Here is a 14,150-nt window from a genome sequence, read left to right as displayed (position 1 = left end):
GGCAAATAACGGCGGTGGCTTTTGTAGCCGCTATTATGCCCTAAGCCGATGCCATTGAAGGGTCATATATGATGCAGCGATTACGGCCCTGCTCTTTCGCTTGATAAAGTGCTTTGTCGGCACGCTCAAAAACGGACTCTACGGTGTCCTCTTTTTCAAACCCGGCAAGCCCAAACGATATAGTGATACTCACCGGTTTTTCTTTAAAGCGAAAAGCGGCTTTGGCAATGGTTTTGCGGATTTTTTCCAACACAATTTGGGCGGATTCGGGGGAGGTTTCGGGCATTAACAAAACAAATTCTTCACCGCCATAGCGCCCGGCGAAATCCACTTCGCGCAGGCGAGTAAAAATAAGCTTGGCGATTAATTTAATCACCTTGTCACCGGATTGATGGCCGTAGTTGTCGTTTATTTTTTTAAAAAAATCGATATCACACACGGCCATGGTTAGCGGCCGCTCATAGCGTTTAAAACGCTGCAATTCGTGAAATGCGCGTTCATTGTAGGCCTCTCTATTCGGCAGGCCGGTGAGCGTATCGTGGGTAGCTTTGTAGCGCTCCTCTTCCAGTAACTCTTTGGTTTTGGATGACTCTACCTCAATCGCCTCTACTTTTGATAAAAGCTTTTTCAGCTCATTGGTAACGGAGTCGGTGTCTTGCTGCTGTACCGCGCGATAATCCTGTAACGCCGCCTGAATAATAGAAAGGTGACTGTTGACTGAGATTTTCATGTTATCCAGCGAGGTGGAAGCCGTCATGCTCGTCTGGATCTTTTGCATTTCTGAATTCACCGCCTCAGACAATTCCGTTGCGTGAGAATTAGCTCTGGCTTCGCGCTCCAGCGCTGTGCTTAGGGTGTCACTTATGGTCAACAGCTCTTTATTGACATCTTGCAGATATTGGCTAAATTCACGATCGACATCCAAATAGCGTTGCATGAGAATATCGCGAATATCTTCCAGGGTGACGGACAACGAAAACCAATCCATACCGCGCTCGATACGCGCGCTAACCATATCGACGCGATGACGAATAATATCGTTGGGCTCAATATTTTCTACCAGCTCTCTGAGCGTCATGGCAATACGCGCTGCAACCGCGTCGTAATCGTCTTCATTAAGCTTATTACCCACATGCCGACTCGTGTGTAAACTGGGCGCCACGCTGTGTTCCACGGCTTGATCGCGGGCATCTAGTTGCAGGTTTTCGGGCTCTATTGGGGCGTCTGGCTGATGCTGGCGTTTGCTTGCGGGTACTTGCTTGTCTTCCACTGGGCCTTCACGGGCACTCAGTGTACGACCGCCCTTCAGGCGTTCAAAAAATGACTCGGCAGGGTTCATGGCCGCTTGCAAAGCCGATTTTTGTAACAGGGTAAGCTCCCCCAGCACCCGTGGATAGTGACGATAGGAGCTAATAGCCTGTTGTAGGTTGCCGCTAAAAGCGCGAACTTTATCGCTTAGCTCGGCTGGCAGTTTTAACGCCAAATAACCCAGTAGCAGTGCCCGCATTTTCTCCACAGTGGCTTGATGTTCGTGCTCCCGGTTGCGCTCGAAGGCCATTACCGCTTGTTGTACACGCTCCAGCTGCTCTACCACTTGAACCCCAGCAGCACCGCGCATTTTCTCTTTTAGGAGCAGTAATTCGGCATCCAGCTTTTTATCCAAACCATGGGCGGCACTGCCCAGATAGGTAAGCGTGCGGCGCATGAGGTCCAGCTGAAAATTAAGCTGTTTCTCCTGCCGCTCTTGATCGTCTAACGCCTGGAGGTATTTATCTTTATAACCGCTACCCGCTATTTCAACCATCTGTCTGTTGGCCTCTGTGTTTACGTACCCACAAAAGTATAGGCAAAGCTGGGCAAGCCGGAATTCCAGGCACAAAAAAACCCGGCAATTGCCGGGTTTGATGTCACGGCTGAGCTTTTATAGCCCGCGTTCGCGCTTAACTTTTGCCACCAGAAAGTCGGCTACTTTAAACATGGTAGGGTGATCGCCAGCCAAACCAGAGGTAATACGGTAACGCCCATCAACAATTAGCTCCGGTGTACCGGCCGTTTTAAAGCCTTCTCGTACACGCTTGTCGGCCATTTGAACTTGACTGGTAACACCGAAGGAGTCAAAGGTTGACTCGAGAATATCTCGCTCTACACCGGCTTTAGCAAAAATGGGTGCGAGTTCATCCATATCGGCCAAACGCTGGCGCTGCACATGAATGGCTCTAAAGACTTCTTCGTGTACCGGGTCTAGCACATCCAGTATTTTCGCTGTGTAAAAAATGCGCGCGTAATAGGCCCAGGCTTTGTTAAACAACGCTGGGGTTTGAACAAATTCAGCGCCCTGCGGCATTGTATTTTTCCATTGCTTGGCAACGGCTTCAAAGTGGTAGCAGTGAATACACGCATAGGAGAATACTTCCGTCACTTCTACATTATTGCCGGTTATGGTTTTAACCGGCGTAGGCAGCACTTCGTAGTGAGTACCTTCGATGTAGGTGGGGTTTACAACCGCGCCCGCATTGTTTTGGGCTTTGGCCTGAACAGCTGCCGCCTTGTCTTCAACCTGCTTTACAGCAGCCTGGGTTTTCTCCACAGTGACTTGGGCTTGCTCCACTGCGGCTTCCTGTGCCTGCGTGGCTGTTTCAGTAGCGCCTGCATCGGTTATTGCTGGAACCTGCGATGAAGCTGGCGCCGCCGGTGCCTGTTCTACTGTGGGTGCTGCCGCTGCTGGTTCCGCGACGGAGGCGGGTGCTGCTTCCTGTTTGTCACAGGCCATAAGGAAGACACTGAGTGATAAAGTGATTACTGCGAGAATACGCATCTTGTTCTCCTGAGTCCCAAAGGGAATTTTCTTGTCGTTATTAAGGGCAAAAGTATTATAGAGACATGTCGGTACTTAATAAATTCCACAAAAAAGGGCAGCCTTGCTGCCCTTCACATCATTAAAATTTATTTCAATTCAAACCGGCAATAAAATTGGCTACGGCGTCTATTTCGGCATCACTCATGTATTGGGTAACACCACGCATTACCATGGAATCACCATCGGTGGTGCGGTTACCGGCGCGGAATTCTCGCAGCTGCTTGGCGATGTAATCTGCATGCTGGCCGCTCAAACGAGGGTAACCCGCCGGAGCGTTACCTAAACCGGTAGGTGAGTGGCAGCCAGTACAGGCAGGAACACCACTTTCATGGTTGCCACCGCGGAAGACTTTAGCGCCCAGCGCCAAGCCGTCTACCTTTAAACCAGAGTTAAGTTGCACTTGCTGCTCTTTAGAACCACTGAGCTGCATGGGCTTGCTGGAGTAGAAAGCGGCAATGTTAGCGAGGTCTTGCTCGCTCAGCGCATCTAGCTGACCCGCCATTTCGGCAATGTTACGGGACTTGTTTTTGATCGCAATCATTTGGTTAAGCAGGTATTTCTCGCCCAGGCCCGCCAGTTTTGGAAAGGCTGCGAGTGCACTATTACCATCGGCACCGTGACATGCGCCGCAGGCGGCAACCAGTTTTTCGCCCTTGGCGGCATCACCAGCTGCGTTCACGTAACCGGCCGCAGCGAGGAGGCTAAGAGACATCAAAGTGGTGCAAACTAGGTTCTTCATTGTTTTATCCGTTATTGCTCGTCGAAGTTTCTTTTAAGGCGATGCTAGAATGGCACCCCATTGCATGCAGCCCCTATCAAAAGTAGCGGCATTATATACATTGTCCACCGGTAACTCACCTTTCTTACTTCTGTACTTGAATTAGAAGACGATACTATGACGGAAATACACTTCCGAACAGCTCAATTTTTAACCAGCGCCCCTAGCTTGAAAGAATGCCCAGCCGAAACGGGGGCCGAAGTCGCTTTTGCGGGTCGCTCCAATGCGGGTAAATCCAGCGCCATAAACCGCCTTACGGAAAACAATAAGCTCGCGCGAACCAGTAAAACCCCTGGCCGCACACAGCTGATTAACTTTTTCAATCTCGATGACGATGGTCAGCAACGCCTCGTCGACTTGCCCGGCTATGGCTATGCCAAGGTACCCCTGGCCACGAAGAAGAAATGGCAGGAGCACCTGTCTGAATACCTGCACAAGCGCGAGTCCCTTGCGGGGCTAATACTGCTGATGGATATACGCCACCCGCTGCAGGAATTCGACACCATGATGATTAACTGGGCAGTCGAAGCCGAGATGCGCGTACATGTGCTGCTTACCAAGTCTGACAAACTTAAGCGCGGCGCCGCCAAAAGCACACTGTTAGACCTGTGCCGCCATTTAAAGAAAGCCAATGTAGAAGACTTGGTTACCGCGCAAACCTTTTCAGCGTTAAAAGGCGACGGCGTAAAGGAATTGGAGAAAGTTTTAAAAGCCTGGCTAGTTCTGAAACCCGAAGCTGAGCAACCCACGGACGCGCCACCCACCGACGAGCAGGGGTAATGGATTCTGGATTCTTGGCATGCTCCTTAGAGCACACTAGCGCCGGAATAGGCTTAGTGGCTTTTACTATCCCTGCGCACGGAGCGCGGTTGCATTGAGTGAGTTCAGTTAACGCTCAAGTCTCGGTCATACACGCGAACGCGGATATCTATTTTTCATTGCTCCCTAAGGCCCCCATAACACCAACCTCCCGCGTTCGCGGGAGTGACTGAATGGGCACAGTACGTAAAGGTCTTAAATTGCTATTGCTCCGTAAGTTAGTTACCCCCTGGTAACGATACGCAACAGCGACAGTCAGGTGTTACGCCTTAGAATAAGGCGCGAATGCTAGCCGCATGTGTTACTCGGTAGATTAAAGAACACACACTTAACCTCAACCTTAGTAGGTAACGGAATAATCCTTTCTAAAAGGCTCGCCCGCAAAGGCTAGCTTTTGCGTCCAGGCCTTGGCTGGTGAGGCCCAAAAGGCGTCTGTTGGCGGAAGCCCCAAAGGCAGGAAGCTGGCCGTGGTGATATACATACTGCCGTTATTGGAGTACCAATCGCCTAGGTTCGGGTCTGCTCCGGCAAAACCAATCTGTAAAAAACCGTCTGACGTAAAGTTGCTGGGGTTGTTGAATATGGCCTCGTGTACAGCACGAAGTGCCGCCCTTACCTGCCCCGGTGGCAATGTTTCGGGTAATTGGTGCTTCAACGCCAGCTGCGCCAAAGGCTGAAAGGCGGTGGTGCGGTAAGTCAGCGAACGGCCAATGGGCGGATACGTACCCGTGGGCGATATCAGCCTCTCCAAATGTTCGGCAAACCGCTGACTGCGTTTAAGCTGAGTGGCATGCACGTCTTTGATATCCCCGTGCCAGAAGTAGGCTTCTTTATTGACCATCACTTCCAGAATATCCAGCATCATTGGGTGAATAACGTAAGAATTGTAGTAATCGAACGCGAAGTGTTCGCCGTCGGCAAACCAGCCATCACCCATATACCATTCTTGAAACTTTCGTATCGCCAAATCCAAGCGTATCGGATCGTATTTCTCGCCCACTTGCATCAAAAAGGCTTCGTTCATGGCGGCGAACAGCAACCAATTGGTGTAGGGCGGCGCAACGTCGCGCAGCGATTTTATGACTTCGACAATGCGTTTTTGGGTTTTCTTACTTTGGGCTTGCCACAACACCGGTGCGCGCAACATGGCCTGGGTGTAATAAGCAGAATCCACCAGCATCTGCCCCTGACCCAAATCCCAGTTCAGGTAGTCTGCACTCTTTGGGTTTACTGAATGTTCGTAGGCCTGTATGGCCTGTTCACGCAATTTCAGACGATCAGCTTGATCTGGTCCAGAGCCCTCTAGTGCCAGCCAAGGCGCGGCACCCGCGATGGTGCGACCAAAACATTCTAGGTACGCCACGCGCTTGTCGCGGCCATCAGCATTGGGGCTGACTTCCAGCGGAAAATCCGTATGTAAGCGCTCACTCGCCATTAACTCCAGTACTGGCGAGGTGATCTTTTTTAAAAGCGCTGTAAAGTATGCGTGGTCATCTAGATGATTGGTTGATGTATTCGGCTTTGCTGTTGCCGCCTCCGCCCCCACAGGTAACCCGGTAGCCCCAACGGCGGCTCCCATGGCTGCTACCGTTAAAAAATCGCGTCTTCGCATTTTGGCCTCCGATTGTTATTGTAGTTTTGCCACTTCGCTAGCCGCCAGCAAGAAGGCGCCCACACCATAGTAATGAGTGTCTGCTTCGTTCACCACATCGGGCTGATCCGATACTTGCTGAACCCAACCCAGACGACCCGCTTTGCCCACGGCTTTAGTGAGCGCCACCCAACCGCGATTGGCTGCCGGCTTGTAAGTTGCGCTCTCTAATAGCCCGCTATTAACGCCATAGGCCATACCATAGGTGAAAAAGCCTGTACCACTGGATTCCGGCGGGGAGTTTTCGGCTGCTAATAAAGACGGTGACCAGTAACCGTCGGGCTTTTGCAGCGTTAGCAAGCGTGCCGCCATCTGTTGAAATAGGGCTTCCATACGCGCGCGTTCTGGGTGTGCGGGGGGTAAGATCTGCAAAATATTGACGATTCCCGCAAACACCCAACCATTTCCGCGACTCCAAAAGAGTTTGCGCTTGCTGGCGTCGCGCTTTTCAAAGAAGCGACTGTCACGGAAATAGAGGCTCTCGGCGGGGTCGAAGAGGAATTCTGTGGTCGCCCAAAATTCAGAAAAGGCATAGTCGGCATAACGTCTATCACCGGTTTCCAAGGACAACCCTATCATCGCCTGCGGCGACATAAATAACGCATCACACCAACACCAGCGAACCAAACATTCCGCCGAGCCGTAGCCCTCTTCACCGAAGTAAAAACTTAAATGCACGTTGGGGGGGTTAGCGAGGATTTTATCGAACGACCGCCGCATGGGTTCAAGTACTTCGGCTTTCGCACCGTTTTTCTTCGCCCACAAATAACTCTGGCCAATGGCATGGTCGTCTGCAAATTCTAGCCAAGGGCCCAATTGCCACGCGTTTGTGCGTCCCTGATCAAGCAATGCTTGGCGATAAGCGGGCGCCTGGGTAAGGTCGGCAAAGCGAGTGAGTCCAACCCAAAAAGCGGCTATTTCCCAGGCTTTAGCGTGGGATCTGGTCTCCGGTAGCAGCTGCACCCCCGGTAAGTAACCGAGCTGCTGTAGCTGCCAGTTAGCAACCTTCTCACCCACTTCAATAACCGCATCTCGACGCTGAGGCTCTACAGTAGCGGCCAACGCACTGGCCGTAAGCATCAGCGCGGCGGTGAAAATCGCAAAATTTCGGGTAGCACGCACACTAAACTCCTTGAGTTTTTGGAAACAAGTTTATTTTTTATGGGCACTTTATCAGAATTAGCGGGAAGAGAGGTTGTGAACAACAACGAAGGCACATTAGGCGCCGATTCGGCATACAGTCACATCGTTCGTAGCGTTAGTTCAGACCGGAAGGCGGAAGTGCAGAAAATGCATGGACGCAATTTTCTGCCGTACATCCTGTCATCGCCGTTCCCGGCCATGACGTGCATGGATGCACTAATGTAGCGGTTGCATGGATGCAATTGAGCTACCCATGGCCTCCACGGCATACGTACATCCTGTACATAAAAAAAGCCCCGAGTGGGGTGCTCGGGGCCAGATATCGCTTTTGGGGAAGCTTAGATCAATCAATAAACATTGGGAGGAAACCCGGCGAACAAACTTGTTCGCACTGGTAATTCTGACTGGGGCATTTCAGTTAAGTTCAAAGTTTTTAAAAAAAACTGAAAATTTTATTTTTGAACACCATAAAGGTACTTTTCGCGCCACCCAACTATTCTATTATAGAGCTGCCCAATCTTTCGGCTCCAATGGCTTATTTTTTACTATTGCCTCAATAGCTTCCACCACGTCAGCACTTAATTTTTCAAGCACCTCCAACGCTTTTACGTTATCCAATAACTGTTCAATTTTGGATGCACCGAGTATAACCGTAGAAACGTTCGGATTCTTTAAACACCAAGCCAGCGCCAAATGATGCACAGGCACGCCAAGGTTATCTGCAACAACAGACAGTTGTTTCACCTTTTCAATTTTAGCCTTGCCCTCTTCAGATTCAAATATCTCCCGTAGCCATTCATAACCCGGCAACGAAAGGCGGCCTTCCTGACCAATACCGTTGTTGTATTTACCCGTTAATATACCGCTGGCCAATGGCGACCAAACAGTTGTACCCAAACCGACACTTTCATAAATATCGCGGTAATCGTTTTCTACTTTATCGCGTTCAAATAAATTGTATTGGGGCTGCTCCATGGTCGGTGGCGTAAGATTGTGCCGCTCGGCGATACGGTGCGCTTCCATAATTTGCTGGGCATTCCATTCTGATGTACCCCAATACAAAATTTTACCCTGCACAATTAGGTTATGCATGGCTCGCACAGTTTCTTCGATAGGCGTGTTGAGATCTGGGCGATGGCAGAAATATAAATCGAGATAGTCTACCCGCAGGCGTTTCAGCGCAGCATGGCAAGCTTCGGTAACATGTTTTGAACTCAGGCCGCGTAGATTGGGTTTTTCACCACCCCAAAAAACCTTGCTCGACACGCAGTATTCCGCTCGCGGTAGGCCCAATGATTCAACGGCTTCCCCCATAACAATTTCCGATTTGCCCGCTTCATAGGCCTCTGCGTTATCAAAAAAGTTTATGCCTAAATCAAACGCCGTTTTAATCATCGCTTTAGCATCATCCAAATGCACCTGCTTGCCAAACGTAACCCAAGAGCCTAACGAGAACGCACTTAGTTGTAACCCAGATTTACCTAGTCGACGGTATTGCATATAAAATTCCTTACAAGTAATTTGTAATAGATAGTAACAATTAGCAGGTAAACGTACGCTGAAATAACACTCTGTGTCTTTTAAAGAGACGGTGCAATAAAGGTAGGGGCATTAACCGCGAGCGTTTGCCCTGTCTCACTTAAGCTTCCATTTTTCGCAATGGCCAGAGCGACAAGGGAGTTGCTCTTCTGATTAGCAACCAAAAGCGTACTGGCGTCTTCCAGTAAAAGAAAAAACCGCGGCCAATCACCCTGTGTATTCTGCCACTGATTCATTGCCATCTTACCGTCATCTGCCAGTTGAATATGAGCGATGGAATTATGACCGCGATTAGACACATACACATTTTTGCTATTAGCCGAAAGAGCAATATGGGCAGCTTGCGAATGATCTTTAAAATCTGCAGGCAAGGTAGAAATGGTTTGTTGCTCTATGAGGTCGCCATTGGACTCTAGCTCGGCATAGGTCAACGTATTATTGAGTTCATTGAGTATATAGGCGCGCTTACCGTTAGGGTGAAACACCATCTGACGTGGGCCAGCACCCACAGGTAGTAGTAATTGACTGCCAACGCGATCAAAATGGCCGGCCTCATTACGACTTTTTGTATAGGTAGTAATTGAATCTAGACCTAAATCTACGATATAGAGAGGGTCTTTGCCCGGCGCCCAGCCCGCCCAATGTACATGGGGCTTTGTCACTTGTCTGGCATTCGGGCCCTTGCTGCTGTGTAAAATCGTAAAGGGATTTTCCTCCAGCAAACCGCTCGAAGGATCACGGTTAAACACCGCGAAACTACCACCGGTATAATTGCTTACCACTAAAGTTTTACCATCGTCGTTAATGGCTATATGACACGGAGCAGCGCCTTCACTAGGCAACGTTTGAACACGCTTGCCGTCTTTAAAAAAATGAATGGCGCCAGCGCCACTTTCTTCAACGGCATATAGCCCCTGCTCGGTAACCGCTAGCCACGAAGGGCTGGTGGTAGCCGTATAGAGCACTGGCTGCGACATTTCACGAGTGCCCGGATCAAATTGAACGGTATAAACACCCTCGTTCGTCGGTACTTTCTCAGCGGTATATCCGCCGACATATAATGTTTGCAAGGCTTGTTGTTGATTACCGGAACCACAGGCAGCCAAACTACCAACAAGTAACAAGACGGCTATTCTAATGGCCATTCACTCTATCCTTATTGTTTTGGTGGAAAATTCAACACCTGCATCTCTTTAAGTTTTTCGTCTTCGGTTACATTCACCCGCGTATCTAGCTCACGCACTACCGGTCGAATGTGTATTTCGTCTTTAAATCCACAGGCGACACATTCACGATAATTTTTTTCGTCGTCCTGATAATTCATAATCTTGTCCATTTGCGCACACTTCGGGCAAACGGCACCGGCTATAAATCTTTTTTTCACGTTAACTCCTTTACGCAGCCAACCCTGAATGTTTTAGCAGCGCGTCCACTTTTGGCTCTCGCCCACGGAAATTTTTAAACAATTCCATGGCGTCTTCAGAACCACCCTTTTGCAATATCTCGTGTAAATAGCGCTTGCCCATTTCGTGGTCGAAAATACCGGCTTCCTCAAAGGCAGAATAAGCATCTGCAGACAGTACTTCCGCCCACTTATAGCTGTAGTAACCCGCCGCATAACCACCGGCGAAAATATGGCTAAAACTGTTTTGAAAACGATTAAATTCTGGCGGGCTTAATACCGCCACCTCATCTCGTACCTGGTTTAATAGTGGCTGTATACCGGCGAAATCATTTTCGCCGTAGTGCATATGCAAGAGAAAGTCGAACAGTGAAAATTCCAGTTGGCGCTGCAAAAACATGGCAGCCTGGAAATTTTTAGCCGCTAGCATATTATTAAGCTTGTCTTCCGGTAGGGTCTCTCCAGATTCGAAATGCGCCGATAAAAATGCCAGCACTTCACGCTCCCAGCAAAAATTTTCCATAAACTGACTAGGCAGCTCTACGGCATCCCAGGCCACGCCATTAATGCCGCTCACGGCTGCCACGTCTATTTTGGTAAGCATATGGTGAATGCCATGGCCAAACTCGTGAAAGGTGGTAGTCACTTCATTGTGCGTTAACAGCGAGGGCCTACCCTCCGCCGGTGGGTTAAAATTACAGACTAAGTAGGCAACCGGCAGCTGTAAGCCCGTAGCCGTTTGGCGACGTACGCGGCATTCATCCATCCAGGCGCCACCACGCTTTTTCTCGCGCGCGTAAAGGTCAAAATAGAAACCCGCAATGGGCTTTTTATTTTGATTAATCTGGTAATACTTCACCGATTCATGCCAGGTTTCGACTTCGCTGGTTTTATCTTCAAACTCAATATCGAACAGTTTATTGGCAACGGTGAACAGGCCTTCAACAACAACGTTGGCGGGAAAGTAAGGGCGTAATTCTTCCTGAGAGATATTGTACCGCTGAAGCTTTAATTTCTCTGAATAGTAGGGCACGTCCCAAGGTTCTAGGCTGGCAACCCCGTATTCGCTTTTAGCAAAATCTTGTAGTTCCTTTAATTCTTTCTCGGCAAAGGGTTTACCCTTGCTCGCAAGGTCTTGGAGGAAGGCAACAACTTGCTCGGTAGACTCAGCCATTTTTGGCTCAATAGAGAGTTCCGCATAGTTATTAAAACCTAACAGCTTGGCCAGCTCCTGTCGCAACGGCAGTATTTCTTCCATGATGTCGCTGTTATCCCATTTGCCCGCGCTTGGACCGCGGTTAGACGCACGGGTATTAAAGCCTTCGTACATTTCTCTACGCAGATCTGCGTTTTCACTTTGGGTCATTATTGTTAGATACACCGGCGCATCCAAGGTGAGCACCCAGCCCTGCAGCTTTTTGCCTTCGGCCGCGTGCTTTGCCGCCGCTACGGCAAATTCAGGCAACCCCACCAGTGCCTTTTCATCGTCAATATGCTTAAACCACCCGTGGGTAGCATCGAGCACATTGTTAGAGAATTGATTGGTTAGCGTCGAAAGTCGCTGCTGAATATCGCCGTAACGTTTTTTCTCCGACGCCGGCAACGCAACACCACTGAGTTTAAAATCGCGAATGGCGTTGTCGATGGTTTTTTTTTGCGGCTGACCTAAATCAGCGTAGTGCTCGCTGTCGCGAAGTGCCTGATAAGCCTTATACAACTGTTCGTTCTGACCAAGTTCAGTGAAATATTCTGTAAGCAGTTGTCGGCCCTGCTCATACGCCTCGCGCAACTCATCGCTGTTGCAAACGGAATTTAAATGGCCTACGGGCGACCAGGCTTTATTCAATGTGTCGCCTCGCTCTTCGATGGGCGCTACCAGCGTTTCCCAGCTAACATTTCCCAATGCATCCAACTGCTGCGCCAACGCCTTACGTGCATCATCCAGTAATTGCGTTACAGCGGGTACAACATGCTCAGCCTTTATGGCGGTGAAGGGTGGCAGTGCGTGATTTTGTAGCAGCGGATTGGTCATTGGCAGGTTAGTCATCGATTGTTACGTCCTGAACACATAAAATGGTGGGATCAAATTAATGGAGTTGAGTATGAGTGAAAACAAGCCCCAGGCAACCAATATTCGCGCCTATAGGGGCCATAGCCCCAAATTGGGCGCACGCGTATTCATTGATCCCGCCGCTGTCGTGATTGGCGACGTAGAGCTTGGAGATGATGTGTCAGTGTGGCCCTGTGCGGTTATTCGCGGTGATATGCACCGTATTCGTGTGGGTGCCCGAACCAGTGTGCAGGACAACGTAACACTGCATATTACCCACGCGAGTAAATTCAGCCCCGATGGCTGGCCACTGCATATAGGCGAAGATGTAACCATTGGCCACGGGGTATGCCTGCATGGCTGTACTATCGGCAACCGGGTACTCGTCGGTATTGGGGCAACCGTTCTTGACGGCGCTGTGGTTGAAAATGATGTGGTCATTGCCGCTGGTGCGCTGGTACCACCCGGTAAAAAACTGCAATCCGGCTACCTGTACGTAGGCAGTCCAGCCAAACAGGCTCGCCCGCTAAAGGACGCTGAAAAGGCGTTTTTCACCTACTCGGCGGCAAACTACGCCAAGCTGAAGGATGAATACTTGGAAAACCCAACAGGAGAATAAAGCACCCTCAGCGCAAAAAAATCGCTCACTATCGCGTTAATAGTTGGGATTAACGGCTTGGCGCACTAGAATACAAGCTGAATGATATTGGAGGACTCAGTGCATGACACAACCTTTTATGGAGCAAACCATGCGTTGGTTTGGCCCAAGCGACCCGGTTAGCCTTGCTAATTTACGCCAAGCGGGCTGTGCCGGTGTGGTAACCGCGCTGCATCATGTTGCCAACGGCGTGGTTTGGGAAAACAACGAGATTCTGAAGCGCAAGCTTGAGGTGGAAGCCGCCGGTATGCGCTGGAGTGTGGTGGAAAGCCTGCCGGTACACGAGGATATTAAATCTCAGGCGCCGGGTTTTGAGCGGTTTGTCGACGACTATAAACAAAGCCTCCGTAACCTCGCGGCCTGCGATATAAAAATCGTAACCTACAATTTTATGCCGCTACTGGACTGGACCCGCACTGACCTCGGCTACACCATGCCCGACGGCGGCAAGGCTCTGCGTTTCGACATGATTGAGGTAGCCGCCTACGACATCTTTCAGTTAAAGCGCCCTAATGCCGCCGAAGACTACCCCGATACCGTGGTAAAACGGGCAAAGACCAAGTTCGACTCGCTGACTGAGGTCGATAAGGCTATGCTCGAAAAAACCATCGTCGCTGGCTTGCCCGGCAGTGAGGTCGCGTTCGATACCCAGGCGTTCTTACAAGCCATTATGCAATATCACCACCTTGGCCCAGCACAATACAAACAAAACCTGATTTACTTCCTGCAACATATTTGCCCACTGGCGGATGAACTGGGCATTAAGTTGGTTGTACACCCCGACGACCCGCCATTTTCCATCTATGGTTTACCGCGCGTGGTTTCCACCGCCCAAGACTTACGCGATTTATTTACCGCTGTACCTAATCCGTCTAACTGTCTGTGTTTTTGTGCTGGCTCCTTCAGTATTCGCGCCGACAATGACTTAGTCGCAATGATGAAAGAATTTGGTGAGCGCGTTTTCTTTATTCACCTGCGTAACACCCAGCGTGAGGAATATGGCAGCTTCTATGAAGCCCAGCACCTAGACGGCAGCATCGACATGTACGCGCTGATAAAAACCATTAGCGAGGTAGCAAAAACGCATAACCGTTCCATTGCCATGCGCCCCGACCACGGTCATCAAATTTTGGATGATTTAAACAAATTGGCGAACCCTGGCTATTCAGCCATTGGCCGATTAAAAGGTTTGGCTGAATTGCGCGGGCTGGAAATGGGGATTATTCGATCAATGGAGGGCTAGCGCCCTCCTC

At 49.9% G+C, this 14,150-nt stretch carries 12 protein-coding genes; 3 read left to right on the top strand and 9 right to left on the bottom strand.

Annotated elements, in window-relative coordinates; genetic code table 11:
• Window positions 1-40: 40 nt before the first annotated feature.
• The 3 genes from H5336_RS11520 to H5336_RS11510 all read right to left on the bottom strand — a co-directional run bounded on the left by H5336_RS11520 (window position 41) and on the right by H5336_RS11510 (window position 3,596).
• Entirely contained in the window at window positions 41-1,804 is a 1,764-nt protein-coding gene (locus tag H5336_RS11520; RefSeq protein WP_185234308.1) for a GGDEF domain-containing protein, read from the bottom strand.
• Window positions 1,805-1,921: 117 nt separating this feature from the next.
• Window positions 1,922-2,815, bottom strand: coding sequence for a thiol:disulfide interchange protein DsbA/DsbL (locus tag H5336_RS11515; RefSeq protein WP_185234306.1), 894 nt, complete (start codon window positions 2,813-2,815; stop codon window positions 1,922-1,924).
• A 133-nt stretch (window positions 2,816-2,948) separates the two neighbouring features.
• Window positions 2,949-3,596 carry a c-type cytochrome gene (locus H5336_RS11510; protein WP_185234304.1) on the bottom strand — a complete coding sequence of 216 codons (648 nt, stop codon included), beginning with the start codon at window positions 3,594-3,596 and terminating at the stop codon, window positions 2,949-2,951.
• A 156-nt stretch (window positions 3,597-3,752) separates the two neighbouring features.
• Between H5336_RS11510 and yihA the strand changes: the two genes are divergently transcribed.
• A complete protein-coding gene (yihA, locus tag H5336_RS11505) occupies window positions 3,753-4,415 on the top strand; it encodes a ribosome biogenesis GTP-binding protein YihA/YsxC (protein ID WP_185234302.1) in 663 nt (220 codons plus the stop codon).
• A 379-nt stretch (window positions 4,416-4,794) separates the two neighbouring features.
• Here the strand turns inward: yihA and H5336_RS11500 are convergent, their stop codons facing one another.
• From H5336_RS11500 to prlC, 6 genes are all read right to left on the bottom strand, one after another.
• Window positions 4,795-6,066, bottom strand: a complete 1,272-nt coding sequence (locus H5336_RS11500; RefSeq protein ID WP_185234300.1) for a DUF2264 domain-containing protein — start codon at window positions 6,064-6,066, stop codon at window positions 4,795-4,797.
• A gap of 15 nt (window positions 6,067-6,081) precedes the next feature.
• Entirely contained in the window at window positions 6,082-7,227 is a 1,146-nt protein-coding gene (locus H5336_RS11495) for a glycoside hydrolase family 88/105 protein (RefSeq protein WP_313556978.1), read from the bottom strand.
• Between the two features lie 522 nt (window positions 7,228-7,749).
• Entirely contained in the window at window positions 7,750-8,748 is a 999-nt protein-coding gene (locus H5336_RS11490) for a potassium channel beta subunit family protein (RefSeq protein WP_185234298.1), read from the bottom strand.
• Window positions 8,749-8,828: 80 nt separating this feature from the next.
• The gene (locus tag H5336_RS11485; RefSeq protein WP_185234296.1) at window positions 8,829-9,932 is read right to left on the bottom strand and encodes a lactonase family protein; all 1,104 of its coding nucleotides are present in this window, start codon (window positions 9,930-9,932) and stop codon (window positions 8,829-8,831) included.
• Between the two features lie 11 nt (window positions 9,933-9,943).
• Complete coding sequence (locus H5336_RS11480) at window positions 9,944-10,171, bottom strand: YheV family putative zinc ribbon protein (protein WP_185234293.1); 228 nt, start codon at window positions 10,169-10,171, stop codon at window positions 9,944-9,946.
• A gap of 10 nt (window positions 10,172-10,181) precedes the next feature.
• A complete protein-coding gene (prlC, locus tag H5336_RS11475; protein WP_185234290.1) occupies window positions 10,182-12,236 on the bottom strand; it encodes an oligopeptidase A in 2,055 nt (684 codons plus the stop codon).
• Between the two features lie 55 nt (window positions 12,237-12,291).
• Here prlC and H5336_RS11470 point away from each other — a divergent pair, with 55 nt between their 5' ends.
• Window positions 12,292-12,858 carry a gamma carbonic anhydrase family protein gene (locus tag H5336_RS11470; RefSeq protein ID WP_185234288.1) on the top strand — a complete coding sequence of 189 codons (567 nt, stop codon included), beginning with the start codon at window positions 12,292-12,294 and terminating at the stop codon, window positions 12,856-12,858.
• 103 nt (window positions 12,859-12,961) lie between these two features.
• Window positions 12,962-14,140 (top strand): mannonate dehydratase, encoded by a 1,179-nt coding sequence (gene uxuA, locus H5336_RS11465; protein WP_185234286.1) that lies wholly within the window; start codon window positions 12,962-12,964, stop codon window positions 14,138-14,140.
• The last annotated feature ends 10 nt before the right edge of the window (window positions 14,141-14,150 follow it).

The organism is Teredinibacter franksiae (genome assembly GCF_014218805.1).
In the GTDB taxonomy this organism is placed as follows: domain Bacteria; phylum Pseudomonadota; class Gammaproteobacteria; order Pseudomonadales; family Cellvibrionaceae; genus Teredinibacter; species Teredinibacter franksiae.
Note: the sequence above shows the minus strand (reverse complement) of the source record. Positions and strands in the feature narration are given on the sequence as shown.

Coding starts and splice junctions, on each gene's coding strand:
- H5336_RS11520 (WP_185234308.1), bottom strand. CDS start 1,804: ATGGTTGAAATAGCGGGTAGCGGTTATAAAGATAAATACCTCCAGGCG.
- H5336_RS11515 (WP_185234306.1), bottom strand. CDS start 2,815: ATGCGTATTCTCGCAGTAATCACTTTATCACTCAGTGTCTTCCTTATG.
- H5336_RS11510 (WP_185234304.1), bottom strand. CDS start 3,596: ATGAAGAACCTAGTTTGCACCACTTTGATGTCTCTTAGCCTCCTCGCT.
- yihA (WP_185234302.1), top strand. CDS start 3,753: ATGACGGAAATACACTTCCGAACAGCTCAATTTTTAACCAGCGCCCCT.
- H5336_RS11500 (WP_185234300.1), bottom strand. CDS start 6,066: ATGCGAAGACGCGATTTTTTAACGGTAGCAGCCATGGGAGCCGCCGTT.
- H5336_RS11490 (WP_185234298.1), bottom strand. CDS start 8,748: ATGCAATACCGTCGACTAGGTAAATCTGGGTTACAACTAAGTGCGTTC.
- H5336_RS11485 (WP_185234296.1), bottom strand. CDS start 9,932: ATGGCCATTAGAATAGCCGTCTTGTTACTTGTTGGTAGTTTGGCTGCC.
- prlC (WP_185234290.1), bottom strand. CDS start 12,236: ATGACTAACCTGCCAATGACCAATCCGCTGCTACAAAATCACGCACTG.
- H5336_RS11470 (WP_185234288.1), top strand. CDS start 12,292: ATGAGTGAAAACAAGCCCCAGGCAACCAATATTCGCGCCTATAGGGGC.
- uxuA (WP_185234286.1), top strand. CDS start 12,962: ATGACACAACCTTTTATGGAGCAAACCATGCGTTGGTTTGGCCCAAGC.